Below are 23,447 nucleotides of genomic sequence, written 5' to 3' on the forward strand. Positions count from 1 at the left end.
ACGGGCGTGGGAGCCACCCCGCCCGGGGACCCGGCGCGCAGCAGGCGCGGCGAGCGTCGCCTCGTCCTCCCTCGGGCCGGATACGCGGGAGCCGCCTGCCGGGACCGGATACGCGGCAGACGCCGCAGGCGCCGGGCACGGCGCAGGCGTACGAGCCACGCTGCCCGGGGGCCGGAAACGCGGCAGACGCCGGGTACGGCACAGGCGGGGGAGCCGCCCTGCCGGGACCGGATACGCGACAGGCGTGTGAGCCACCTCGCCCGGAAGGGCGGCGCGTGGCAGGCGCCGGGTACGGCGCAGGCGTGGGTGCCACCCCGCCCGGCGGCCGGGCGCGCGACAACCTCAGCGGGCGCCGCCCTGCCCTGCCCAGGGTGCGGGCGCGCCGCAGGCGCCGGGCACGGCGCAGGCGTGGGAGCCACCCCGCCCCGGTGGCCGGGCGCCGCGCCGCAGCCGCGGAGGCATCGACCTGCCCCCGCCCTGCGGCCGGAAACGCGGCCAGACTCGGCGCCGCCCCCGCCCGGGGGGCGGGCACGCCGTCGGGGGGGGGGGGGGGGGGGGGGGGGGGGGGGGGGGGGGCCCCCCCCCCCCCCCCCCACCCCGCCGGGGGGTTTTAGTTGGTGCGCTGGTGCGGGAATGCCGGGATTTCGATTCCGGCGAGTTCGAGAAGCGCGGTGCAGCGGTCGCGGGTGAGTCCGGTGGTGTCGCCTCGGGTGTCGGTGCCGCCGGTGAATACGGCGGTGCCGTGGTACCGCTGGTGAACGGGTGCGGTGGCGGCGTAGATGATGGTGGCCCACCTGTTGACGGGGGCTCCCTTGTGGATTCCGTCTTCGTCCAGCCACATGGACACCTGGCGGGAGAGGTCTACGACCTCAATGCACGTGCAGTTGATTTCGACGTAGAGGGTGTTGAGGTTGGCAGTGCAGTCGCCGGGCCATTCGATGATGTTGAACGAGGCGTCAGGGCGGATGACGAGTGCGAATCCAGCTGCGGACATGGGTGTCCCCTCTCAGGGCGTACGGATCTTGGGTGTTGATCGACTGCCACTGCCGACCAACAAGAAAAGTGTATCGAAATTTAGCTACCGATGCAGCCTGTGCGGGGATGTTTTTGCAGGTCAAACCATATGGAGCAGCGGGCCGGGGCCCGGTTGTCGTGCCGCCGATCCACACCGCGGAGCGGTGGGGATCCTGCCCGCCTGGACGCCGAAGGCGGCGGGGCAGTGCGCAGCATCTGCCCCGGGACCGGGCGGGCTCGCCGTAAGGCCGCGCAGCGAGCCCGGCGAGGGTGGGGGCTGGGCGAGCGTGCGCAGCGCGCGTCCGGGCGCGCAGCGACCGGCGTCCTGGCGCCACCCGGCGTGAGCGCGCGTAGCGCGCGGTCCGGGGTGCGCAGCACCCCGGACACGCCCCCGGCGGGACGGCGGCCAGGCCCCGGCCCGCTGCTCCCGACTGGGGAAGGCCCTTTCCTGGGTGCCGCGCTGCGCCCTGCTACGCCGCGAGCTGGTGTCCATCGTGAGAGTTGCCCGTGTCGGCGCGGGTGGGGATGAAAGGAGTCAGTCGGTGCCGTGGAGGGCGTTGACGAGGTCGCCGGGGGTGGGGGTGGTGCCGCTGGCCAGGTGGCGTACCCCGGGGCCGGGTGGGGGCCATGCTGCGCCCCTGCCCAATGGATGCCGGCGGGAGGTGGCGGTGCGCCAGCCGTGCTGCTCGGACCACACCAGAGCAGGGGCGGGTGCTGTGGGCGTATCCAGGGTGAGGGTGGCGACGCAGGTGTCGTCGTCTGGGTGCTGGACGGGCGGCGGGGTGTCGGTGGTGATCCACCCGCGCTCGTGCAGGGCGTGAGCGACGGCGGCGAGGTAGGGGCGGGCGTGGCGGCCGCGCAGGATGGTTGCGGCTCGTACGCTCGCGCGCCGGGTCTGGGCGGCTGGGTAGCCGAGTGCGGAGGCGGCTTGTGCGGGCGTCATCCCGCGCTGCTCCATGATGTCGGCCATTCGCTCCGCGCGGCAGTGGATCAGGGCGGCCTGTGCCGTGTTGCGGTGCACGCCCAGCTGGTCGGCGACGTCGGCTGCGGTCAGGGCGGGGTTGTGGTCCAGGAGCTGGGCGACGCGCGCGGGGAGTTCATCGCGGGGGACTTGGTCCCCCGCGCCGGCCGGGCGCCCCCCTCCGCTGCTGGCGTGCCGGCGGGGGGTGGGGGTGTGGTCGCGTACGACGCGGCGGGGCCAGTGCTCGACTCCGCCCACGAGCACCAGGTGCTCGCGTACGGCCGGGTCGTTCTTGCGGCGGTCCCACATCTGCGGGGGCATCTCTCGCAGTGCGGCGGCTTCCTGACGGTCCAGGAGGTCATCGTCGTCGTCGGCTGCTGGCAGCGAGGGGACGGGGCGGCCGGCGAGGTAGGCGTCGACCTGCTCGCCGTCGTATAGCCGCGTCCGGCCGGCGTTCAGCGGGGCGGGAAAGCCGGGTGCCGTGTGTCGGCCGGAGTTGAGGAGGGTCTGCAGGGCGAGGCCCTGCTGCGCGGCAATGTCGGCGAGGGTGCGCACCAGGTGCTGGCGTCCGGCACGGATCATCTGCTCCTCCACGTCCGGCGCATCACCGAACAGTCATCGTCAAGAAAACGGTACAGGTTTTTACTACCGGCGAGCGGGATCACGGTAGGCTGCTACTCGAGCAGCGCCCCCTGGGCGGTGTCTTGGGAGGCCGGCACCCGTGCCACCCGCCTTGGCGGACTGAGGGTGCCGGCCACTTCGCATTCCACTGGGCACAGACGGCCTCGAAGGCTCTCACTGATTCCTGCACGCCACTGCCGATATTCGCTCGGATAAGGCTTCGAAAAAATCAGTAGTCGAGATCCAGGTAATCAATGTCGTTGATTTCGACGTCCGACAGTCCCTGAGCGCGAACTCCGCCGTCCTGGAAATACACTTCTTTGAATCCTTCGGCGATGATTCCGCGCATCTGCTGGTCGCTTGCCCCGGCGTCGCGGGCGTCGAAGAGGCGCTGTGCGTAGGCCGGGGGGAGATGCACGGTCAGTCGCCGGAACCGTCCGTCGTCGGTCGTGCCGACGGCTGCGGTGTAGCCGAACCGGGCCCTTGTCTCCACGGTGATCCCGCCCGCGGTGGCGGCCTGGCGCTGCCGGCGCTTGCGCACCAGCGGCTGCCACCGCTGCCGTACGGCGTCGTCGATCTTTGCGGCGACGTCGGCGCGGGCGTGCTTGCGGGCGCCGCGGCGGTAGCGGTTGACGGAGTCGGCGGTGACTCCGAGCTCTGCCGCGACGGCTTTCGCGCTGCCGAGCTGCTTGATCAGGTAGCCGATCTGGCCCTTGAGGGTCTTGGGCGGGTCCTTGGTGAACGCCTCGCGGTCGGCCCGCTCGATGGCGTCATCGATCTCCCCCACGGTCCTACTCCCCTTCGTCCAGGACGGCGTCGCCGCCCTTGATGTGGCGTGCCGGGTTGAGGCCCTGCTCCATCAGGTCGACCGCCCACAGCATCGACTGGACGCCCTCCAGCTTCGCCAGGCCCGGGGTGGGCCCGAGACGGAACCCGCCCGGCTGCGGCTTGCCCGAGGCGGCGTAGGGGAGGAAGTCCAGCGGGCTCTCCCCCGGCGAGGGGTAGACGACGCAGTCGGACAGCACAGCAAGCGGGTACAGACCCGTCATCTGCGCCATCTTGAACAGCTTGCGGTGCATGTTGACCCGCGCCTTGCTGATGACGGCGGCGCGGATGTCGGGGCGCCACGTCGGCCGCTGAAGAGCCGGCCACGGCTCGCCCTGCTTGTAGGACTTGCCCTGCGGGCGCTCGCGCAGCTTCCCGATGCCGCCCTTCACCGTGGCCTTGATCGCGGACAGGACGGCGGCCAGGGCCGGGTCGACCTGCTTGTGCTGCTCCATCGCCGCGAGGAAGGCGCGGTCGTCCAGGTCCTTCGTGACGCCGAGGTCGGCGAGGGTGTCGACGTAGGCGGTCTTGAGGCGGTCGTGCCACGGGTCCAGGTACGCGCCGGTCTCCCGGCGCAGGTACGCCTCGACCGGAGCGACGTTGTAGCCGAGCTCCTGGGCGTAGGCGACGGTGTGCGTCTGATACCAGGCAGGCCCGGTCGGGCGGGTGCCGTCCGGGGTGAACGGGCTGGGCAGGCGCGGGTCCACCTCGATGTGCGAGAGGTCGACCAGCCAAGAGCCAGGGATCTTCGGGTTGAACGCCGGAGCGTGGAAGTGGTCGGGCGCGCTGAGGCCGACGACCAGGCGGGCCGCGGCGGCGAGGAACGCGGTGTTGAGGTCCAGGCCGACGGCGAAGGGCAGCACGCACTCCTCATCGCTCAGCAGGTCGACGTCGCGCACCCACTGGTACGCCTCTTCGTTGAGGAATCCGCCCGTCCAGGCGGAGTTCACGACGACGGGGTGTTCGGCGGTGGCTTCCGGCGGCGCCGGGTCCATCGGCTCTGTCCCCAGCGAGCCGGGGTTGTGGCCGGGGACCCAGTTCCCGCTCTGCGGGTCCTGCACAGCCTTAGTGGGCGGGCGCAGCGCCGTCATCAACTCCAGCCCGGAGACGGCGGTGGAGCCGCGCGGGGTGATGACCCGCTGGGCGTACACGCCCAGCACGCGGGCGATGTCGGCCGGCTCCATCTCCGCAACGCCGGGCCAGGACCGCTCATCGAGCGCGTCCCAGGACAGGATCGCCAGCTGCACGCACTGCCGCTCACGCCCCTGTGCCTTGCGGTAGATCCGTGCCCACGGGCCGAACCCGCGCTGCGTGAGCTTCCACTTGGCCTTCGCCACCTGCTTGACGACCGGGTGGTCCTCGGGCAGGCGCAGGGAGCGGCGCTGCTCGTGTCCCTCCAGGCGCTCGGGCAGCCCGAGCGTCACGGCGGCCGCGGCGGTGAGGACGATCAGCGGGTCGGAGTCCTTGCCGTTGCGGTGCAGACGCGGCGCACCGAGGCCGGACTCGCGCAGCGTCCACTCCACCAACTCCGGCACGGTGGTGGCCGGGCAGTCGAGGACGATGCCGTCGACGCCGTACGCGGAGCCGTCGCCATCGAGGACGGCGAGCGGGCCGTGTGGGAAGCGCGGGTCGGTCGCGGGCATGGCGGCCTTCTTCGCCGGGCGCCGTGAGGACGTCGCCGGGCGCGCAGCCGGCCGCTCGGGTACGGCCGGGGCGGCGGGAGCCTCTACCGGCGCAGGCGCCTTCGGTGCGGGTGCGGCCGGGTCGGTGAAGGTCTCGGGTGTCGTCGGCTGCGGAGCGAGCGCGGGTTCCGGCGCTGCGGGAACGCTCGGGGTGAGGGGGGTGCCGTGCGCGGGGAACTTCGCCGCCCACCCGTTCAGCAGCCGCTGGTACGCCTCCAGCCGGGGCGGGCGCGGCTCGGAACGCCCGTTCTCCCAGTTCTTCACACTCTGGGTCGTCGTGCGCAGTGTGGTTGCGAGACGCGCCTGGGTGATCCCGGCGGCCTCACGCAGGCGGGCACGTTCCGCCGGCGGCGGGAGCTGCGGCTCCTCAGCCAGCAACGCGTCGACCGACGCAAACAGTTCTTCCTCGGATGGCATGCGCAGATCTCCTCTCCTGCCCTCACGCTAGCAGCCTTTAGCCCTCGATTTACCCTTGTCGAAGAATTCACTTAACCCGATCTGGCTTTCTTGCCCGATCGGGGTTGACGGGCGAGGTGGGCTGGCGCGCCGCGCCCTGCAGCTTGCGCACTCAAGGCCCCGCCCACGGGTGCGCCCGTGATCGACTACAGGGGCCGCTGAGCACCGATCTCCGGCCCCAAGCGGATCTACGCCCAGGCCGCGAAGATCGACGCCGCAGGAGGCCCTCACGCCCCGCTACGGCGATCTCTCCGCTAGCTCACGTCTGCTGCATGTCCACGAAACGGCTGTAGTGGCCCTGGAAGGCGACCGTGACGGTGGCGGTGGGTCCGTTGCGGTGCTTGGCCACGATGAGATCGGCCTCGCCGGCGCGGGGCGTCTCCTTTTCGTAGGCGTCTTCGCGGTGGAGCAGGATCACCATGTCTGCGTCCTGCTCGATGGAGCCGGACTCGCGCAGGTCGGACACGAGCGGCTTCTTGTCGGTTCGCTGTTCGGGCCCGCGGTTGAGCTGGGACAGGGCGATGACGGGAACCTGCAGTTCCTTGGCCAGGAGCTTGATGCTGCGGGAGATGTCGCTGACTTCCTGCTGGCGGCTTTCTGCGCGGCGGCCGCCGCTTTCGAGCAGCTGGATGTAGTCGATGACGACCAGGTCCAGGCCGCGGTTCTGCTGGATGCGACGGCACAGGGCCTTGATCTGGGTGAGGGTGTTGACCTGCTCGTCGCTGATGACCATGGGGGCGGTGCGGATCTGGTCGCTGACGTTGGCGATGCGCGTCCAGTCCTCGGCGGTTGTGGTGCCGCCGCGCAGGTGGTGCAGGCCCACGCGTGCTTCAGCGGACAGGATGCGCATACCGAGTTCGCTCTTGCTCATCTCCAGGCTGAACACCGCGGAGCTGAGACGGTGTTTGATGGAGGCGGCACGGACGAAGTCGATGGCCAGGGTGCTCTTGCCCATGGCGGGGCGAGCGGCGACCACGATCATCTGCCCGGGCAGGAAGCCGTTGGTGAGGTTGTCCAGGTCGGTGAAACCGGTCGGGATGCCCTGTTCCGTGCCGCCGTGTTGGATGGCCTGGATTTCATCAATGACGTCCGGGAAGAGATCGTCCATAGCGGTGTAGCCGGTGCCGGCGCTGGTGGTGGCCTGGGTGACCTGAGCCAGCGCCTTCGAGGCGTTGTCCAGGATTTCGTCGGCGTCACCTTCGCCGGCTGCGGCCATCTGCGCGATCTCGGTGCCGGTCTGCTGCAGGCGGCGCAGTTTGGCCCGGTCCAGGACGATCTCTGCGTCGTGGACGGCGAGCGTGGTGCTCGGGCAGGACTCGATGAGCTGGGACAGGTAGACGTCGCCGCCGACGCGGGCCAGTTCGCCGTCCATGGTCAGCTGATGCCCGAGGCTGATCAGCGTGACGTCGGTTCCCTTCGCGTACATCGCGGTGATCGTGTTCCAGATTGTCTCGTGCACGGGCAGGTAGAACGCGGCGCCCTTGAGCGGTTCCAGGGCCTCGGAGATGTCACCGATGGCGTCCTTGGACAAGATCGCCGCCCCGAGGGCGGAACGCTCCGCAGCCACGTCGTGCGCGGCACGGGTGGGCTCATCGGCCCAGTTCTCGCCGGTCCGGCTGCTCGGTACTGTGGTCATGTGCACTCCTGAATCGGTGGCTGAAACTGTGGATGGGTGCCGCGCGGGCCGCCCTGGCAGGGGTCGGCCCGCACTTTTGTCTGATCAAGCGTTCAAAACGGCGTTGTGTGCCTCGTGGCGGCGGGCCTGCTCCTGATCTTCCGCCACCAGCCGGCGCTGTTCGACGGTGAGCCGTGGCCGCTCACCGCGCGCGGCATCAGCGGCGTCGGCCCCGGCCGCGAGCCCTTTGACGTAGGCCACCACATCAGCCGGCACCTCGAACTCCCCCGGTTCGCCCGGGCCCGCTTCCTTCCCCGCGCCCTCGCCGGGAGCAGGCGCTGTGTTCGCGCCCGGCGGGACAGCGGCGGCGCGAGCCGCTCCACGGGCGGCCTTGATGCAAGGGCCGCAATCGTCCTCACGGAAGCCCGGATGCCTCTCACACATCCCGGCCGGTGCCGCCGGACGCCCCGCAGCGGGCTTGCGCGTGCGCAGGGGCAGTGCCGCGATCCGCTTGTGCTCCAACAGCCACAGGTAGTTGCTGCCGCCACCCGGATTCGACATCAGCTGCTGGCGGAGCTCTTCACCGAAGGACCAGCCGCGCTCGAGCGCGGTGCTGGCGAGCAGCGGCGCCAGACGATCGGCGTCTGCGGGCCCCACATGCCAGGGGGCCGTCAGCGACAGCAACAGGGACCGGGCCTGCGCCACCTGCTCATCGGAAACGTCGCACCTTGCCCGCGCCGGCTTCGGGGGTGCTGAAGCGCGTGCGGGTGCTTCCCCCGGGTGCGCGGCTGCACCGTCGAACGGCAGCTGCTGCCCCAAGGCCATGCTTCGGTCGCGGATCTCCCCCGGCACGGGGGCCCGGCTCGCCAGGTACAGCGGCAGATCTTCGATCCGCTCCTGCAAGACGGCAGCCGTGTCCACCTTGCCGCGGGTGCGGCGTGTCAGCTGCGCAACCAGCGCCGGACCCAGCGCCCAGCCCTGCGCGGCAACTGCTTCCGCGAGCAGTGGTGCCAGCCGCCCGGCCGTCTTGCGGCCGCAGGCCCAGCGGCCCGGCAGCAACGCGAGGAACTCGCCTGCCTTCCGCACTGCTGCCTCATCCAGCTCAGGCACCCCGCCTGCCGCAGTGGAGGAACCCTTCAGGGAGGAGGAATCCTCCTCCTCCCTAGAGAGGGGGGGAGTGGGGGGGAGGACCGCCGACACGTTGGATTTCAACCGATCCCTCTGACCTGCACAGACGTTGGATTCCAACGCATCGGAATCCGATCGATCGGATTCCGATGCGTTGGAATCCAACCGATCGCTCTGACCTGCACAGATGTTGGAATTCAACGCATCGGAACGGGAGCCGGGGGCCCGATCGGTTGGATTCCAACGCATCGCTCTGACCTGCGACGCAGCGTCTGCATCGTTGCTCACGTGATCAGGGTTGTTGGCGGGGTTGCGGTAGACCGCAAAGGCCCACGCAGGGCGCCCTGTGGCGGGGTCGTAGCCGTCCTGGGCATGCCGGACGTGGCCGGCCTTCTTCAGGCGGGCCATCACCCCCCGCAGTCGGGAAGCGCCCATCTTCCAGCCCGACGCCTGGAACTCCGCAGCCAGCTTCACCGTCGCAGCGGGCTTGCCCGGGTCCCGCAGCAGCAGCCGGATCAAAACCCCGTAGTCCTCCGGCTGCAACACCGGGTGATGCGCAAGGGCGTAGGGGACGACGACCTCCTCAGGGGGCTCCCAGGCCCGCTGAATCGTCGAAGACGAGAACTCCGCGTCAGTCATCTTCACTGGACACCGTCCGAGTCCAGCGTGACGAGGCCTTCGGCGAGCAAGAAGTCCAAAGCGCGACGTACGTCAGCCAGACGGACCGGCAGCCCGTCATCGCCGCGCATCGCCCGTTCGGCCAGGCCCGACCAGAGCGCGTCCGCGTGACGGGGGCGCCCGTCCTGCTCGCAGGCCCGGAAGGCCAGCAGCACCACCAGGCGCAGCGGCTCCGGCCCACACAGCGAGAACTCTTCATACGTGATGCGGATACCGCCCTCGGCCGGCGGCTCGTAGGCAACGGTGAAGAGAGTGTCGTCCCCGAAGTCAAAGTCGTCAGATGGAGACGAGTCGAGCGGGTAGTGCTGGCTGTGCAACTGGGTCATCTCCCCAGGTCGGGGAGCCGCGACCAGCGAGTGTGACCTCTCAGGGGCCCGGAGTAGTGGCGTTGCGCAATCTCCTGCGCATACTCTGGGTATAGGTGACTGCGCAGGCCCTCGGGTCTACGGGCATCACCCCGGCGAGGTCACCTCACCGGACACGACTCAAGAGTTCTCAGCTCTCGGTTGAGTCGGACTTTGGAAGGGGCTCCGTTGTGGCGACGGAGCCCCTTCGTCATGGCGGGCGGCTGCGCATCAGGTTCCTTTTGTGGTGCTGAGTGAGATGACCGCGCCTACGGCGTGATCCGGATGGCTTGCGACGGACATTCGTCAGCCGCCTTGTCGACGCGTGGATCGGCGCCAGCATTCTCCCGACCAGGGAGGACTGCCCCGAGGCCATCGATAAGTTGGAAGACGTCAGACGCCCTGTGCACGCAGTCTGCTGCGCCGTAGCAGAGGTTCCTGTCGATGGATACCTTCATGAACTTCGCTCCCTCATACTGACTCTGCTTGAAACACTGGCTGCTATGCGCCGTCTGTTGCCCCATCCCGAACAGGTTCCAGTTGATCCCAGGGCGCGAGCCTGTTGGCTCGCGCAGGAGTATGCCGTTCCCAAGGGACTCTGGGTCCGAGCGAACATGATCAGCTCGCTGGACGGGGCCTCGTCCGTGGCTGGTCGGTCTGGCGGGTTGGGCAATGCAGTTGATGCGGCTCTGTTCGCTGTCACACGCGCGCTGGCTGACGTGATCGTAGTGGGGGCGCGCACGGCCCGAAGTGAGTTCTACGGCCCGGTAGAACCGCACCCATACCTTGCTGAGGGGCGCACCGCGCTTGGTCGACCAGCTGCTGCTTCCATGGCTGTGGTCAGCGCCCGACTGGATCTCCCCCCGGCGCTTCTGGAAAACCTCCCGGTCGCGGGCGCGGAGACGGTGGTCATTACCACGCGTAACGCACCCGCTGACACTCGACAACGAATCGAGACGCAGGGCGTCGAGGTCATTGAGGCTGGCGAAAGATCCGTCTCCTTCTCTCGACTTCTGGAGGTCCTGGAAGGAAAAGGATTCAAATCTGTCTTGGTAGAGGGCGGCCCCAACCTTCTGGGGCAAGTGCAAAGCGCCCGTTTCCTTAACGAGATATGTCTTACGGTTTCCCCGAGAACTGTCTGCGGGGAGGCGTCGCGTATCTTCCTGGCTGATGAAGCTGTGAGTAATTGGCGGCTCGTCTCCCTGTTGGAAGATGAGAGTTTCCTGTTCACGCGATACCGGCATCAGCTTTCGTCCTGAGGTCGAGATACGACACCTGACTGTGCACGGCAGGCAGCCTCCACGCGGTCGAGAACCTGCCGAGCCTCCTTGATCTGTGCCTCCAGCTTGTCCAGAACCCAGATTCGCGCCGCCATGCAAAGGGCCGAATTGGTCCCCAACTCATCTGTCTCTCCGGGCGGGAGCCATCGACCGGCGTTGCTGCGGCGCTCCACGATGTCGGCGGCCTCTCGGATGACAGCGTTCATCGCCATCTTGATATCCGTCCGGACCTCAGGGGACCACCGAGGGTCGCTTTCCATGGTCACGCTTTTACCTCCGCAGAAGCTTGGTTGGACAACAGAGCCTTCAAAGATCTCGCCCGCTCACCGATAATCTGCATGCGGGCCTGCCACTCCTCACCCTGGGCGTGCTGAGCATGAGCGGTGATCTGGCCTTCGTGCTTGCGGTAGTGCAGTCCCGCATGCGGGATGAAGTAGCCGTCGCCAATGGCATCTAGGCCCAGCAGCAGACCGGTGTCTCCTGAGGCCGGCAGAGCCATCCACCCGCCCAGGGCCGTGACCCAGGACCGGCGCGCACACAGCGTCGCAGGGTGTACCTGAGGGCGCATATGTAGTTCCCAGTGCTCGAGTACCGACCCACTGGGAATGCGTCCAGATGCGGGGTCTCCCGCAAACGAGATCAGCGCCCCATCAGGAAGCATGTCCAGGACCGACGAGGTGGTCCAGCCGACGTCATGGTGATCGCTGAGAACTGCGATGTCCCTGGCGAGGACGCCAGGCGTCAGCACGTCATCTGCATCGAACGTCTTGATCAGCTCACCCCCACTACGGCCCAGCGCAACTGTCCGTGCAACGTGCGGTCCGCCACGCCGGGACTGCGATACGTGAATGCGCGGGTCGTCCGGAAGCCGGCGCGACGCCTCTACGTTCTCGCCGTCCTCCTGCACGAGCCATTCCCAGTCCCACCCGGCCGGGAGCTGCTGAGCAGCCAGCGAAGCGTGTGCACTGGCGAGATACTCAGTCCCAGCCGCGTGCACTGGGGTGATAAGCGAAAGGACTTTCATTACTGATACTCCTTCGCGTCGATCATTGGCAGGACCCACTGCCATGCCTGCGACTGTAGAGCTTCCACACGGGACGTAATGGCCATACGCAGGGCGCCGAACTCCTCAACCTCCCAGTAGTCTGCGCCAGCTGTCGTCTGCGCAAGGTGCTTGCGATACACCCCTCCAGGACACGTGATCATCCGTCCCGGTGAGACCGAAGCACAGAACATCACCAAGGCGAGCGCCTCCAGCGCCGTAAAGGCCGGCCACCCGCCCAACGCTCTCAGCAAAGGGGTACGAACCGCGAGATGCGTGCCCACTACTGGAAAAGCGTCAGCATCAAACGCCGCTCGCAGGTACTGCAAAGTGAGGGGCCCTTCGGGCGGGTCATAAGGGCCAGGCACCAACTGCCCATCTGGCAACAGGTCGAGACAACTTGAGATACACCATGCGACTTCAGGGTGCTCGTGAAGGGTCTGAATATCGCGTGCGAGCGCACCTTCAGTAAGGAGGTCATCCGCATCCAAAGCACGGACGATCTCCCCTTGCGCGCGGGCCAGGCCTAGTGTCCTGGCGACACCAGCGCCACCCTGGCGGCCGCGGCCAACCCGGATTCGTGGATCGCTGGGCAGACACCGGACTGGCGTTCCAAAGCGACCGTCCTGCTGGACGATCCACTCCCATGACCATCCAGAGGGAAGTTCCTGTGCGGCAACCGACGCGAATGCCTCCATGAGCAGCGTGGCGTCAGCGTCGGAGCGCACGGGGGTGACAACACTGATGACAGGCACCCCTACCACCGCTCCAGCGGAGTGCGGTAGATCAGCTCCGCGCGGTCGGCTGGCAGGGGGATGTCGGCCACCTCAACTGCGTGGCCATCGATTCCGTAACTGATCTTTCTGATACGGAAGATGGGCACGCCGGTTGGGATGTCGAAGCGCTGTTGCTCCTCAGGCGTAGGCATCGACGCGCTGATGTGATCGTCTATACGCCCCAACTCCACCCCCACGGTGTACAGCTGGTGCATGGTGCCGCCAGGCCAGGGCTCACGCCGCGGCTCCAGCAGGTCGGGATTCTGGCTAACCAGGTCATAAGCCAGGTAGCTGATAGACATGCTGACACCCGCACCAGCAGCGTGCCTGCGAGTGTATGTCCGCTTAAGCACTTTGCCTTCGTCGCCGACCTCAAGAATCGACCTCACATCCGCAGGGCCGTCCACCACCTCGTAGTGGTAGAGGTCCTCATGCAGGTCACGGACTGACTGGCCAGTATCAGCCTCTGCAACTCCATAACACCCGCGCTCTGCCTCTGACAGCAACACACGAGCCTTTTCCTCGTGATACCGATCATTGCTGCGGGCTACCTGGCGAGGCTGGACACGGACGCGAGTCCGCCCTCCCGCTGGCCCGGCCAGAACTCCAGAGGACTTGAGTCCAGCCACCACCTTGCTCACTGTGTTCTTGTTGACGCCATAGGTGGCCGCGAGTTCGGCAGTAGTCGGCACGAGATCACCCGGGCGTAGGTCCCCCCGTGCGATGGCCGCATGTAGCTCCGCCTCAAGGCGGACCGCGCCGGTGTCGGCGCTCGATGATCTCCTGCTCATGACTTGACCTTCCCAGATCAGACGCTCCGAAGCAAGACCTTCCTAGGAAGCACGAAAGACTTTCCTAGGAAGGTCTTGACGATCACCTCTACGTCTGCGACGCTCTGTCTCGTCAACCTTCCTAGGAAGGTAGCGGATGCGGGGCGATCTCCGTTCGGCACCGCCTTGGATTTTGCAAACAACTTCATACGTCTGGCTGTCCGGCTTACATGCCGGCCTTGGTGACGAGTTCGACGCGGTCCCTTGGAGCCACAGCCCGATGAGCCACCCGCAGCTATTGCGCTGCCCGCCGGTCAGGAAGTTCGGGCCCGCCCGACTCCTGACTGAAGGAGAACGCAATCGCCACCCCTGGGAGTCACTCAATGCGCCACAACGGCCGCGCCCCCATCAAGGCCAGCACCCTTCGTCCCGAGCACCTCAACCTCCGCGAGGGCGAGCCCCGCATGGTCGTCTGCCCCGACTGCAGCACCTGGCACCGCCTGACCCGGTCGATGATTCACCCCCACCGGGACGGCGTTGCCCAGCCGAAGCCCGAAGGCCGCCGCTACCGCGACGCTCCCGTCAAGTCCAAGCCGTTGAACGGGCGCCGCTGCCCCGGCAGCGCGCAGCGCATCGAGGTCGACATGACCGTCGAGCAGTGGACCGAGCGGCTGCTCACCGCTGAGAGCACGGCGTCCAGCCGACGTACCACCAACCCCGTCCGCAAGCCGCGCCCCCAGCCTGCACCTGCGACCGCGCAGATGAACGCTGCTGCCCGCGGCCCGCGCGAGCAGCTTGCCGAGCACCTCCAAGACGACTGCTCGCAGTGCCGACTCGGGCGCTGCGCCCGAGTGATCGAGCTGCGCAAGCTGATCCGCCGCATCACCCAGACCGAGGTTCCCGAGATGTACGGCCAGCTGCGCACTGCACTGCAGCAGCACCGCGCCAACTGCTCACGGTGCAAGACGAAGACGCAGTGTGAGGCGGGCCGTCGGCTCGCCGCTCGAACGTCCGGCCTTGCCCAGGAGCAGATGCGCAGCACGCGCCCCGACCTGTACCGCACGGTTCGCCAGGTCCCGACGGTCCACATGACGCGCGAGGGCTTCGTCGCCCGGACCGCGACTGCCTGATCCCAGCGCCGGGACACCACGAATGACCACGGCCAGTGAATGGAGAACGCATGGACGACGAAACCCTTGAGGAGATGTGCGCCCGCTACGAAGCCATGGACCAGCAGGAGTTCGCGCAGTTCATGGCCGAGCCGGATGACAGCGACGCCGACCAGACGGACTGATCGCAGCCTGCGCTGCCCGCCGCCGACCGACCCGCTCCCGCGCGGGCCTGGTCGACGTCGGAGTGCGCAGGACGCACTCCCCGCCGGCTGCGGTGGGGCCCGAACGCGACGAACCCCCAGGGAATGCGCCCCTGGGGGTTCTTGTCGCAGGCCACCCTCACGAAAGGCCCGACCTGCATGCCCAGCATCGCATCCCCCTTCGCCGCTCTCCCTCAGCTCTCGCAGCGGCCGACGCCGCACGAGCGGGACGGGCGCCAGCCCGCCCCTTCCACCGGCCGCCCCCACCCTCAGCGGACGATCGCTGCCGAGATCGGGCCCCGGCACGCGGGCGCGATCTACCAGAACGTGGACGGCCGTTTCGAGGTCCTGGCGCTCATCACCGACCCGGCAGAGGCGCAGCAGATGCTGCGCCGCGACTGCGCGCAGTGGGCGCTCATCGTTCGCGACACCCTGCGCCCCGACGGGATCCCGTTCGTGGTCGGGACGGTGTGGACGTCCAACGACTACCTGGTCCGTCCCGCCAAGCGGGCCTACACCGCGGCTGCCTGACGATCCGCCACGGTCCCTCTCCCACCCCGTTCGCGCGGGGGTGGGAGGCGGGCCGTGGCTGACCGTCCGGCCAGCCAGACGGCGACAGCCCCGGAAGGTGAGAGCTCCGGGGCTGTCCATACAGGAACCCTGGGAGTCCCTGTGCCCGAGATCATGACACGCCCGCGTTCCCGATCGGCAGTCCCGGTCCGTACCGATGCCGAACGCCGCCTGGGCGAGTACCTGCTGCGGATGGTGCGCGAGCAGGACGCCCGCATCCCCTGGGAGCGACGCGCCCCGCGCACCCTCGGGGACATGCAGGCCCGCATGGCCGATGACGCGTGCGGACTGTGCGGGTACTGGCGCTGCCGCTGCGGCGAGCAGGCTAGCCCTCAGCCCACCACCGCCACCGTCATCGTCCCGGTGACCGGGTCCGGTGGCTGGCAGTGCGACACGTGCGGCCAGTGGTTCGGCGTCACCGGCAACGGGCCCGCTCCGGCCACCGCCTACACGTGCGCGGCCTGCGCCACCATCGGCCGCTGACCGGCTGCATGGCGCACCTCATACGGGCGGCCCGTACGGCGCAGCACCGCGCCGCCCGGGCCGCCCGCACCGTCGGCCCCTCCCATCCGTGGGCCCGGCTGCTGCTGGCTGCCGCCGCAGTGGCCGCGACCGCGGCCTGGGAGGCCGGCCACCACGTCCACGACATTCATCCCGGCACGAAAGGCCCGGCCCCGCGTGGCTGACGACCTCTACACCCGCTACCTCGCCGCCGACCGCACCTGGCGCGCACACAAGAGCGGCTGCACCACCTGCACCGACCGCACGCACTGCAAGACCGGCGCGCCTCTGTACGAGACGTTCGCGCGCTTGCAAGACGCCTACCTCCAGCGCCAGAAGAAGCGCTGACCCCAAAAAGTCAGAGGAGAAGCCCATGGCTTCGAGCACCGTCACCCCCGCGCTCGACACCTCCGGCACGGCGCAGCGTCTGCCGGACTCCCTGTGCAGGCACACCCCGCGCTGCCCGGCCGCCGACAGCCCGGACCGGGAAGCCGCGCACGTCGTGGCCGCCCAGCCGGAGCAGGGCTGGTCAGTTTTGTGTAACGCCGTCGTCTTGTTCGACGACCGAGGCGAGCTGCTCCCCGACGGCCAGATCATCGAGCCGCACCGGCACCTCGCCGTCGTGGCCTGACCTGCCCCCAAGCCACTGTCCCAGCCTGACACCGCCACCTCTGTCGGCTGCCTGACCCGCCCGGCCCAACCCCCGCGCCCCCAAGCGGCGGTCGGTCCGGGCGGTGTCCAGGGGAGCCGCGCAGCCGCGCAGCCACAACCCGATCACGGAGGTTCTCCGCCGTGTCCCGTCTCCCGCCGTTACGCGTGCCGCTGGACGCATCCGCGCTGCCGCCCAAGGCGCCGGCCCCGTTTTCGACGGCACGCAATGCCCCCCGTCCGGTCCCGGCCGCTGCCATCGAGCAGCCCCCGACTTCCCGTCAAGGAGCCCCCGCCATGCCTTTTGGACACACCACCACGATCAACAGCGACGAACAGGCTGAGATCTTCAACCGGCTCGCCCCCTATCTGCCGTCCAGCCTGCAGAAGGTCGAACCGCGCCCGTCCGGCTGGGGCCTGCGCTTCACCTTCGCGCCCTTCACCGGCCGCGAGGAACGCCCCAGCATTCCCGCCGGCTACTACGACGACCCCCGGCTGCACTACGGAGTGAAGACGGTAGATCCGGCAGAGCAGCGTCTGCGCAGGGCCGCCGACACCATCCTCAGCGACATCTACGAGGCGGCCGACGAGAAGTGGAAGGACGCCGCCTACGTCGCCGCCTTAAAGGCCGTCGTCAAGGACGCGCCGGAGCGCTGGCGGGCCTACGAACGCGAGGCCAAGGCGCTGGAGTCGGCGTACGCGTACCTGCGTCAGCCCGAGGCGGCCCGGGAATGGCCGGCCGCGGTCTCCCGCCTCATCGACGCCCAGGACCGCACCCGCGCTGCCGCTGACGCCTTCGAGGACAGGGCGCGGGACATCGCCCGGGTCCACGCCCAGCACCTGTACGCCGACCTGGGCCACGACCAGGCGCTGACGGCCGCCGGATACCGCGAGGCCAGCAGCTGGCACATCGGGGACGCCTTCGGGGGCTACTACAGCAACTCGCTGACGGAGGACGTCGCCTGCCGCATCCGGGAGCAGGAAGACCACCTGGCCAAGGTCAGCCGCCTGTCCGGCACGACCACCGGCTGACCAGCCCCCGCCGCCCCCTACCTCTCAGCAGCACACAAGGAAGGACCTCTCGTGCGCAACATGTTCAAGAGCGACTCTCCCCGCGAGAGCGACGCAGGCCGCCGGCAGTGGCCGTCCCCGCGCGGGATGGTGCTCGCGGTCCTGGGGGTCATCACCCTCGGAGTGGCCATCCTGTCGGTGGCCGTCAGCTACGACATCCTCGAGCCCCGCTTCGGCGTGTGGGCGGTGCCCACCGTCGGCGCCCTGGACGCACTGTGGGTCGTCTTCCAGGCCACCGAGATCCTCGCGGGCAACAACCGGCGCCGCGCTTGGCGAGTGCAGGTCGCTGGTCTGGCCCTCACCGCGGTCAACGCAGCCATCCCCACCGCGCATCTGATCGCCGACTCCAGCCACTTCGACCTGGCCTTCGTCATCACTCCGCTCGCCATCGTCGCGACCAAGGGCGCCTGGTGGCTGGCGATGCCCTCGCTCGGGCGCAAGGTGTCGGCCGGCACCCGGCAGCGCATCGAGGCCAAGCGCCAGACGGTGGCCGACCAGCTGGAGGAGATGGAGGCCGAAGCCGCCCACCGCATCGAGCTGCTGGCTCTGGCCACCGCGCTGGAAGAGAAGGTCGCCGAGGCCGAGCGGGATTACCGCAAGTCCAAGCTCAAGACGCAGCAGACCATGGTCGACACGCTGCACCAGCAGGCCGTGGACACCGAGAAGACGATCGCGGAGAAGGCGCTGCCCGCCTCCGTGGCCGCGATCCAGCTTCCCGACCTCGGCACATGGACGCCCGCTACCCTGGCCCTGCCCGGCACACCCGACGGCACGGACGGCACGCAGGCCAGGGCCCTGCCGGAAGGAACCGGCACACCCGACGGCACACCGGACAAGGACCCGGCACACGAAGCGGCATACGCCGCGTGTGCCGAACTCGCCGCCGTGGCGGGTGTGCCGGCCCCCAAGCCCGGCGAGCCGCTGAGCGATGAGCAGCTGGACGTCGTCCTGCGCCACCTGCGCTACCGCAAGAACCCGCCGGACTCCTACCGCCAGGCCCGCGACACCTACCGCGCGCTCGGCTTCGTCGGCAGTGAGGCACGCATCCGCAACGCCTTCACCGCACTCATGGCCAAGGAACACGGCACCAGCGCCCGCCAGAGCGACGACGCCGACACCCCCGAGGGCAGCGAAGACGAGTCCGAGGACACCAACGCCTGAGACTCCCGCCCCCTTCACCGCAGGCACAAGGGGCGCATCTGCACCCGTCCCGCAGGGACACGGCGCCGACAGCGACTCCCATCAGCAGCACGAGCGAAAGAGGAACCTTCATGACCGACAAGACCAGTGAGGACGGCTACGTCGTCACCGAGAAGAGCGAGAGCGGTGCGGACACGGTGATCGTGTCCACCGACGGCGTCACCGTCCACCCCTGCCCCGGCGGACTCACCGAAGACGACCTCCTCGACTGACCACCGTCCGGCACCACCAGTGAGGGCCAGCCCGCAAACCGCGGGCTGGCCCTTGCTGCGACTGCCGGAAACAGCACGCAGTCGACCGGTGCAGACCCGGCGAGTGACCTGGCGAGCGAACACCGCGTTCGCAGACCCAGGGAGCAGACCCGGCGAGCACCGAAAGCCCGAAGAAATCAAACCCGCGTGCGATTAAAATCTCATGCCCAAGATCACAGAAGGGGGAGGTGTGGGAAAGAAGAACCAGCAGGTCAGCGACGACGCCTACGGGCAACTCGCCGGAGGCATCGGCGCCCTGGCCATCACGTTCGGCATCCTGGCCGCCATCAAGGACAAGCTCGGACTGTCCTGGCCGGCCACCGTCCTGCTCACCGCTGGAGTGCTGGTAGCCCTCGGCTACGCGGCCTGGAAGCTGAGCGCAAGCGTGAAACGCCTGCTCGCGGGCGAGACGCAGCCCGCTACGGCCCTGCAGCAGGAAGCGCCCGCCACCGCCGTCACCGGCGAAGACGAGGCCGCCGTACCCCATCCGCAACTGACGCCGGCGCTGGCGAAGGCCGGGGTCATCAGCAAGGACGAAATCATCCGCGCTGACGAGGTCACGATCGACACAGTGCCAGCGCCGGGCAAGGGCACCCTCTACGACTTCCTCGTGCCCGAAGGGCGCACCTACGAGGATGTCGAGAAGCGCCTGGGCAACGTGGCCGGCGTCTTCGGCGTGACCCGCCTGCACATGAAGATGGAGCGCAGCCGGGACAACGAGCGGCGCGTCCAGCTCCTCAAGCTGCACGAACCGCCGTTCACGCAACCTTTCCCGGCCCCGACCCGGCAGGAGATCGAAGCGTTCGCGGGCGTGCCGCTCGGGCACGACGTCACCGGCCAGCTCGCCGGTGTGCCCACGTTCGACAAGGCATCCCTGCTGGTCGCAGGCATGACCCAGATGGGCAAAACCACCCTCATCAACGGGCTCATTACCTGCCTGCTCATCGGTTACGGCGACTTCGAGCTTTATCTGCTGGACGGAAAGTTCTGCGGACTCACCCGGTTCGAGAAAGTCGCCTATCGCTACGAATCGTCTGACGATCCGGCCGTCTACGAGAACATCGTGGACGAACTTAACGACCGCTCAGACAAGCGGTACGCCGAAATGAAAAAGGCCGTTCAGGACCGGAAGCCGCTGCCGAAGTTCAAGCCGGTCATCTTCATCGTGGATGAGGCAGCCGACTTCTTCGCCAGCGACGAATCAAAGGAAGGAAAGGAGGACGCCCGAAGGATCGCCGAAAAGACACGATCGCTGGTCGCGAAGTCCCTGGAATCGGGGATCTCCACGATCCTTATGACGCAGCGCCCGGCCACAAACGCAATTCCCGTCATGGTCCGTGACCAGTTCCTCTACCGGCTGTGCCTCTATGTGGCATCGTCCGGAACGGCCAAGGTTGCTCTCGGTGACACCTACTTCGAGACAGTCGCCCCGATCAACCCGGCCCTCCTGGACCCGGCAATCAAGGGACAGGCCGTTCTGTTCACCCAGGGCCGCTCCACACTGCTCCGCGGATTCAACTTCGAGGACCCGTTCGTATGGGGCGTTGTTGACGAAGTGGTGGACCGCCAAAACCAGGCCATCGAAGCCGCCCCCACCTCCCCGATCACTCAGGCAATCGCCCTGATGCGGAGTAAGAAAGTCGACTTCATGACCACGGCCGAACTGGCGCCCGCCCTCGGAATCCACGAGGAAGATGCCACCGAGCGCGGAAAGCAACTGAACAACTTGCTCGGCGTATCCGCAGGCCGCAACGCGAAGGGCCGCGGCTACCTCCTGGCCGACCTCATCAAGGCCGCCAAGTCCGGCTCGTGACCGTCACGAGGCACCGACAGGCCACCGACACAGGACCGTCATCCACCGTCATGGCACCGACATGCCGCCTCACGCGTGCCAGTGCCATGACGGTCCCCAGACGGTCCCCGATGACGGTCTTGACCAGCCCAGATGATCAAAAACCCATGAGGGAGGGAATCCGCGTTGCGAGCCTCTGTAGCCGCCACGATCGGCATCGGGGCGACCGCGGCCGTCATCGCGGCCGCACTCGTACAGACCGCCGGCGACAACCCCATAGGCACGGCGCTCAGCATGTCCGTCCCCGCCCAGTACAGGGCGCTGATCGAAAAGGCGGGAAACACCTGCCCCGAGGTCACACCGAACCTGCTCGCCGCGCTCCTGACCCAAGAATCCGGTTTCAATCCCAAAGCCCGGTCACCGGTCGGCGCGCAGGGCATCGCCCAATTCATGCCGTCCACCTGGGAGAAACACGGGATCGACGGAAACGGCGACGGTAAACGGAACGTCTTCGACCCCGAGGACGCCATCCCCTCGTCCGCCAAATACCTCTGCACCATCGCCGGGGATGTCAAAGACGTCCCCGGCAACAAGCAGAGCAACATGCTGGCCGCCTACAACGCGGGCAGCGGCGCCGTGCGCAAATACGGGGGCGTTCCCCCGTACAAGGAAACACAGAACTACGTACGCTCCATCACAGCACTCGCTAACAAACCGGCCAGCGGCGGAAAAACCGCCAGCACAACACAGGCCGCTGCCGCTATCGCTGCGGCAAAAGGCGTGATCGGCACCCCCTATTCGTGGGGTGGCGGAAACGCCAGTGGCCCAAGCGCGGGAACCTGCTGCTCGCCTCGGGGACGGTCCGGATCAAGTATTCGCGGTTTCGACTGCTCCGGACTCACCCTGTACGCCTACGCGAAAGCCGGAATCACTCTGCCGCGCACGGCGGCCCAGCAGTACGCCGCATCCGAACCGGTAAAGCCAGGACAAATGCGGCCCGGCGATCTGGTGTTCTACGGCGCCAGCGCCAGCAGCATTCACCACGTCGGCATTTACATCGGAGGCGGCTGGATGATCGACGCCCCCCGCCCCGGTACCGAAGTCCGCTATTCCCCCCTGGACACGATGCGCGACCTATTCGCCGTCGGCCGTCCCGCATCCCACAACAGCAAGGAGATCTGAAAATGCGTGCTTCCGTCACCCTCGCCAAGCCCCAGGACCTGTCCAAGGGCTTCCAGGACTTCTTCGACACCATCGGCCTCAGCGCGGGCGGCATGGTCACCAAGGCGATTGCCGCCGTGATCGCCATCATCGCCCTGCGCATGCTCTTCCAGCTCTCCGGCGACCCCAAGGGCGCCCTGCGCAAGGGGTCGATGGCGCTCGGCACCCTCTTCGTCGCCGTGGTCCTGGCGCTGTACGGCGACACCCTGTTCTCCACCGTCACCCAGGCCAAGGGCTGACCCGCATGGCAGACAAAGACCCCTGCGACGCCCTCAAAGGCACCCCCGGATACGAATACTGCACCCGGGACGACTCATCCGGCAGCCCCCCCGGCACAGGGGGCGGAGGCGGCGTCACCGACGGCGTCACCGACGGTGCCGTGCACAACGTCAAAGATCTCGCGGACAGCCTGATCATGACGCTGCGGAAGCTGGTGGCGCCGGGGAAGACGTGGGCGCCGGCGAAGCCAGACAGCTGGGTGTACGAGCAGTTCATGTGGCTCGGGCAGCACCTGGCCGTCGCGATCTTCCTCTGTGTCGTGGTCGTGTGCGCCCTGACCGCCTGGCAGGGCGCACCGCGTCTGCGGCAGCTGGGGGCGTCCACGGGATGGACGCTCGCGGCCGTGGCGGGCATGGCGTCGATTCCCGGCGCGGTGATGCTGCTGAACAGGGCCGTGTCAGCCGCGTTCACGACCATGTTCGCCAGTGATGAGTCCACGCTCTTCGGCGTCATCAGCAAGGACATGGACGATGCCGCGGACGCGTCCAACCCGCTGGCCGTGCTGATCATCATCGCGGCGCTCGTGGTGTCCCTGGCGTTTGCAGCGCTCGTGTTCATGACGCGGCAGCTCGGGATCCTGGCGTTCGTGTGCATGGCCCCGTTGGTGCTGGCCTCGCTGGCCCGCGACGGAGACACATCCGCGGTGAAGGCGTGGGCGCAGCGGCTGCTGGGCCTGATGTTCACGCCGTTCGCCCTGCTGTTCCTCTCACCGTTCGTGAAGCTCGTTGAGGGGTCGCTGGTCATGGACGCTGTCCTGCTGGTCGCCGCAGACGTGCTCATGCTGCGCATGATCTTCCACGGAGTTCCCTACTTCGGACCGAAGATTGCTGGCGCTGCACGCGACGCGGTGGAGCGTAGGACGGACAACCCGCTTGCACACGCCGTCGTGCGTGCTGGTGCCCCGACCGTGTACGAGAGGGAGAACGTTCCTCGGGGTCATCGCACGGTGGACACCCCGGGCCGGGCCGTATCCCAGGACCGTGGGGTGCTGCTCGGGGCCTACGGGATCCGGCACAAGGACAGGCCGGGACGGTTGACCACCGCGTCGACCATCGCCAAGGTCCAGCACGACGCCGACCGTACCGAGCAGCTCCGGCAGGCCCGACAGGATGCGCGGGGCGAGGTCCGGCGGCAGCCGGTTCCGCCGTCTCCCCGCACCTCCGGGTCTCCGGCCCGCAGCCCACGGCCGGCGCCTACAAGGCCGGTGCCTGCTCCCGCACCGTCCCCGCAGCCGGCACCCACCCGGCCGCCTGCCACCCCGTAGAAGACCGGACCGCATGTGGCCCCGGGGGGGGGGGGGGGGGGGGGGGGGGGGGGGGAGGGGGGGGAGGGGGGGGGGGGCCCCCCGCTACACCCCCGTCCCCACCCCCCCCCCTCAGGGGGAAGGGATGCTGTGTTTCTTTTCCCCCG

Annotated in this window: 26 protein-coding genes; 14 read left to right on the forward strand and 12 right to left on the reverse strand. The window is 68.3% G+C overall.

Annotated features, from left to right (window positions below; translation table 11 throughout):
* Window positions 1–610: 610 nt before the first annotated feature.
* The 8 genes from AC069T_RS30950 to AC069T_RS30985 all read right to left on the reverse strand — a co-directional run bounded on the left by AC069T_RS30950 (window position 611) and on the right by AC069T_RS30985 (window position 9,848).
* Window positions 611–994 carry a DUF3846 domain-containing protein gene (locus AC069T_RS30950; RefSeq protein WP_478785884.1) on the reverse strand — a complete coding sequence of 128 codons (384 nt, stop codon included), beginning with the start codon at window positions 992–994 and terminating at the stop codon, window positions 611–613.
* Window positions 995–1,549: 555 nt separating this feature from the next.
* The gene (locus AC069T_RS30955; RefSeq protein WP_478785885.1) at window positions 1,550–2,557 is read right to left on the reverse strand and encodes a DUF6292 family protein; all 1,008 of its coding nucleotides are present in this window, start codon (window positions 2,555–2,557) and stop codon (window positions 1,550–1,552) included.
* 268 nt (window positions 2,558–2,825) lie between these two features.
* A complete protein-coding gene (tpg, locus tag AC069T_RS30960; protein ID WP_478785886.1) occupies window positions 2,826–3,383 on the reverse strand; it encodes a telomere-protecting terminal protein Tpg in 558 nt (185 codons plus the stop codon).
* A 4-nt stretch (window positions 3,384–3,387) separates the two neighbouring features.
* Window positions 3,388–5,520 carry a telomere-associated protein Tap gene (tap, locus tag AC069T_RS30965; RefSeq protein WP_478785887.1) on the reverse strand — a complete coding sequence of 711 codons (2,133 nt, stop codon included), beginning with the start codon at window positions 5,518–5,520 and terminating at the stop codon, window positions 3,388–3,390.
* Window positions 5,521–5,818: 298 nt separating this feature from the next.
* Window positions 5,819–7,195, reverse strand: a complete 1,377-nt coding sequence (dnaB, locus tag AC069T_RS30970; protein ID WP_478785888.1) for a replicative DNA helicase — start codon at window positions 7,193–7,195, stop codon at window positions 5,819–5,821.
* Window positions 7,196–7,279: 84 nt separating this feature from the next.
* Entirely contained in the window at window positions 7,280–8,941 is a 1,662-nt protein-coding gene (locus AC069T_RS30975; RefSeq protein ID WP_478785889.1) for a hypothetical protein, read from the reverse strand.
* 2 nt (window positions 8,942–8,943) lie between these two features.
* Window positions 8,944–9,306, reverse strand: coding sequence for a hypothetical protein (locus tag AC069T_RS30980; RefSeq protein ID WP_478785890.1), 363 nt, complete (start codon window positions 9,304–9,306; stop codon window positions 8,944–8,946).
* A 287-nt stretch (window positions 9,307–9,593) separates the two neighbouring features.
* Window positions 9,594–9,848 (reverse strand): ferredoxin, encoded by a 255-nt coding sequence (locus AC069T_RS30985; RefSeq protein ID WP_478785891.1) that lies wholly within the window; start codon window positions 9,846–9,848, stop codon window positions 9,594–9,596.
* On the opposite strand from AC069T_RS30985, the gene AC069T_RS30990 reads away from it, so the two are divergent.
* Entirely contained in the window at window positions 9,828–10,583 is a 756-nt protein-coding gene (locus AC069T_RS30990; RefSeq protein ID WP_478785892.1) for a dihydrofolate reductase family protein, read from the forward strand. The two genes, AC069T_RS30985 and AC069T_RS30990, sit on opposite strands and share 21 nt — an antisense overlap.
* Here AC069T_RS30990 and AC069T_RS30995 read toward each other — a convergent pair.
* The 4 genes from AC069T_RS30995 to AC069T_RS31010 are packed head-to-tail and all read right to left on the reverse strand — an operon-like array spanning window position 10,568 to window position 13,213.
* Window positions 10,568–10,810: a hypothetical protein gene (locus AC069T_RS30995; protein ID WP_478785893.1), complete on the reverse strand. Its 243-nt coding sequence runs from the start codon at window positions 10,808–10,810 to the stop codon at window positions 10,568–10,570. The two genes, AC069T_RS30990 and AC069T_RS30995, sit on opposite strands and share 16 nt — an antisense overlap.
* Before the next feature lie 56 nt (window positions 10,811–10,866).
* Window positions 10,867–11,628, reverse strand: coding sequence for a glycosyltransferase (locus AC069T_RS31000; protein ID WP_478785894.1), 762 nt, complete (start codon window positions 11,626–11,628; stop codon window positions 10,867–10,869).
* A complete protein-coding gene (locus AC069T_RS31005; RefSeq protein WP_478785895.1) occupies window positions 11,628–12,401 on the reverse strand; it encodes a glycosyltransferase family 2 protein in 774 nt (257 codons plus the stop codon). The genes AC069T_RS31000 and AC069T_RS31005 overlap by 1 nt, the downstream gene beginning before the upstream one ends.
* Window positions 12,402–12,403: 2 nt before the next feature.
* Window positions 12,404–13,213: a GntR family transcriptional regulator gene (locus AC069T_RS31010; protein WP_478785896.1), complete on the reverse strand. Its 810-nt coding sequence runs from the start codon at window positions 13,211–13,213 to the stop codon at window positions 12,404–12,406.
* Window positions 13,214–13,575: 362 nt separating this feature from the next.
* Between AC069T_RS31010 and AC069T_RS31015 the strand changes: the two genes are divergently transcribed.
* The 13 genes from AC069T_RS31015 to AC069T_RS31075 all read left to right on the forward strand — a co-directional run bounded on the left by AC069T_RS31015 (window position 13,576) and on the right by AC069T_RS31075 (window position 23,301).
* Window positions 13,576–14,322: a hypothetical protein gene (locus tag AC069T_RS31015; protein ID WP_478785897.1), complete on the forward strand. Its 747-nt coding sequence runs from the start codon at window positions 13,576–13,578 to the stop codon at window positions 14,320–14,322.
* Window positions 14,323–14,663: 341 nt separating this feature from the next.
* Window positions 14,664–15,035: a hypothetical protein gene (locus AC069T_RS31020; RefSeq protein ID WP_478785898.1), complete on the forward strand. Its 372-nt coding sequence runs from the start codon at window positions 14,664–14,666 to the stop codon at window positions 15,033–15,035.
* Window positions 15,036–15,188: 153 nt separating this feature from the next.
* A complete protein-coding gene (locus AC069T_RS31025) occupies window positions 15,189–15,557 on the forward strand; it encodes a hypothetical protein (RefSeq protein WP_478785899.1) in 369 nt (122 codons plus the stop codon).
* An 8-nt stretch (window positions 15,558–15,565) separates the two neighbouring features.
* Complete coding sequence (locus tag AC069T_RS31030; RefSeq protein WP_478785900.1) at window positions 15,566–15,760, forward strand: hypothetical protein; 195 nt, start codon at window positions 15,566–15,568, stop codon at window positions 15,758–15,760.
* Window positions 15,753–15,923 (forward strand): hypothetical protein, encoded by a 171-nt coding sequence (locus AC069T_RS31035; RefSeq protein WP_478785901.1) that lies wholly within the window; start codon window positions 15,753–15,755, stop codon window positions 15,921–15,923. Before AC069T_RS31030 ends, AC069T_RS31035 begins: the two co-directional genes overlap by 8 nt.
* 91 nt (window positions 15,924–16,014) lie before the next feature.
* Window positions 16,015–16,206, forward strand: a complete 192-nt coding sequence (locus AC069T_RS31040; RefSeq protein WP_478785923.1) for a DUF5999 family protein — start codon at window positions 16,015–16,017, stop codon at window positions 16,204–16,206.
* A 314-nt stretch (window positions 16,207–16,520) separates the two neighbouring features.
* Window positions 16,521–17,255 (forward strand): hypothetical protein, encoded by a 735-nt coding sequence (locus AC069T_RS31045; protein ID WP_478785902.1) that lies wholly within the window; start codon window positions 16,521–16,523, stop codon window positions 17,253–17,255.
* Window positions 17,256–17,315: 60 nt separating this feature from the next.
* Complete coding sequence (locus AC069T_RS31050) at window positions 17,316–18,455, forward strand: hypothetical protein (protein WP_478785924.1); 1,140 nt, start codon at window positions 17,316–17,318, stop codon at window positions 18,453–18,455.
* Window positions 18,456–18,565: 110 nt separating this feature from the next.
* Window positions 18,566–18,706, forward strand: a complete 141-nt coding sequence (locus AC069T_RS31055; RefSeq protein ID WP_478785903.1) for a hypothetical protein — start codon at window positions 18,566–18,568, stop codon at window positions 18,704–18,706.
* 229 nt (window positions 18,707–18,935) lie between these two features.
* Complete coding sequence (locus tag AC069T_RS31060) at window positions 18,936–20,558, forward strand: FtsK/SpoIIIE domain-containing protein (protein ID WP_478785904.1); 1,623 nt, start codon at window positions 18,936–18,938, stop codon at window positions 20,556–20,558.
* 165 nt (window positions 20,559–20,723) lie between these two features.
* Window positions 20,724–21,719: a C40 family peptidase gene (locus tag AC069T_RS31065; RefSeq protein ID WP_478785905.1), complete on the forward strand. Its 996-nt coding sequence runs from the start codon at window positions 20,724–20,726 to the stop codon at window positions 21,717–21,719.
* 2 nt (window positions 21,720–21,721) lie between these two features.
* Window positions 21,722–21,997 carry a hypothetical protein gene (locus AC069T_RS31070; protein WP_478785906.1) on the forward strand — a complete coding sequence of 92 codons (276 nt, stop codon included), beginning with the start codon at window positions 21,722–21,724 and terminating at the stop codon, window positions 21,995–21,997.
* A gap of 5 nt (window positions 21,998–22,002) precedes the next feature.
* Entirely contained in the window at window positions 22,003–23,301 is a 1,299-nt protein-coding gene (locus AC069T_RS31075; protein ID WP_478785907.1) for a TrbL/VirB6 family protein, read from the forward strand.
* The last annotated feature ends 146 nt before the right edge of the window (window positions 23,302–23,447 follow it).

This window comes from Streptomyces sp. NPDC043867 (assembly GCF_056435845.1).

What these genes read in the sequence shown, in the direction of transcription:
- AC069T_RS31050 (WP_478785924.1), top strand. Translation starts at nt 17,316, where the DNA reads ATGTTCAAGAGCGACTCTCCCCGCGAGAGCGACGCAGGCCGCCGGCAG.
- AC069T_RS30975 (WP_478785889.1), bottom strand. Translation starts at nt 8,941, where the DNA reads ATGACTGACGCGGAGTTCTCGTCTTCGACGATTCAGCGGGCCTGGGAG.
- AC069T_RS31045 (WP_478785902.1), top strand. Translation starts at nt 16,521, where the DNA reads ATGCCTTTTGGACACACCACCACGATCAACAGCGACGAACAGGCTGAG.
- AC069T_RS31055 (WP_478785903.1), top strand. Translation starts at nt 18,566, where the DNA reads ATGACCGACAAGACCAGTGAGGACGGCTACGTCGTCACCGAGAAGAGC.
- AC069T_RS30990 (WP_478785892.1), top strand. Translation starts at nt 9,828, where the DNA reads ATGCGCCGTCTGTTGCCCCATCCCGAACAGGTTCCAGTTGATCCCAGG.
- AC069T_RS30995 (WP_478785893.1), bottom strand. Translation starts at nt 10,810, where the DNA reads ATGAACGCTGTCATCCGAGAGGCCGCCGACATCGTGGAGCGCCGCAGC.
- AC069T_RS31015 (WP_478785897.1), top strand. Translation starts at nt 13,576, where the DNA reads ATGCGCCACAACGGCCGCGCCCCCATCAAGGCCAGCACCCTTCGTCCC.
- dnaB (WP_478785888.1), bottom strand. Translation starts at nt 7,195, where the DNA reads ATGACCACAGTACCGAGCAGCCGGACCGGCGAGAACTGGGCCGATGAG.
- AC069T_RS31070 (WP_478785906.1), top strand. Translation starts at nt 21,722, where the DNA reads ATGCGTGCTTCCGTCACCCTCGCCAAGCCCCAGGACCTGTCCAAGGGC.
- AC069T_RS30980 (WP_478785890.1), bottom strand. Translation starts at nt 9,306, where the DNA reads ATGACCCAGTTGCACAGCCAGCACTACCCGCTCGACTCGTCTCCATCT.
- AC069T_RS31075 (WP_478785907.1), top strand. Translation starts at nt 22,003, where the DNA reads ATGGCAGACAAAGACCCCTGCGACGCCCTCAAAGGCACCCCCGGATAC.
- tap (WP_478785887.1), bottom strand. Translation starts at nt 5,520, where the DNA reads ATGCCATCCGAGGAAGAACTGTTTGCGTCGGTCGACGCGTTGCTGGCT.
- AC069T_RS31020 (WP_478785898.1), top strand. Translation starts at nt 14,664, where the DNA reads ATGCCCAGCATCGCATCCCCCTTCGCCGCTCTCCCTCAGCTCTCGCAG.
- AC069T_RS31000 (WP_478785894.1), bottom strand. Translation starts at nt 11,628, where the DNA reads ATGAAAGTCCTTTCGCTTATCACCCCAGTGCACGCGGCTGGGACTGAG.
- AC069T_RS31030 (WP_478785900.1), top strand. Translation starts at nt 15,566, where the DNA reads ATGGCGCACCTCATACGGGCGGCCCGTACGGCGCAGCACCGCGCCGCC.
- AC069T_RS31010 (WP_478785896.1), bottom strand. Translation starts at nt 13,213, where the DNA reads ATGAGCAGGAGATCATCGAGCGCCGACACCGGCGCGGTCCGCCTTGAG.
- AC069T_RS31025 (WP_478785899.1), top strand. Translation starts at nt 15,189, where the DNA reads ATGACACGCCCGCGTTCCCGATCGGCAGTCCCGGTCCGTACCGATGCC.
- AC069T_RS30985 (WP_478785891.1), bottom strand. Translation starts at nt 9,848, where the DNA reads ATGGGGCAACAGACGGCGCATAGCAGCCAGTGTTTCAAGCAGAGTCAG.
- AC069T_RS30950 (WP_478785884.1), bottom strand. Translation starts at nt 994, where the DNA reads ATGTCCGCAGCTGGATTCGCACTCGTCATCCGCCCTGACGCCTCGTTC.
- AC069T_RS30955 (WP_478785885.1), bottom strand. Translation starts at nt 2,557, where the DNA reads ATGATCCGTGCCGGACGCCAGCACCTGGTGCGCACCCTCGCCGACATT.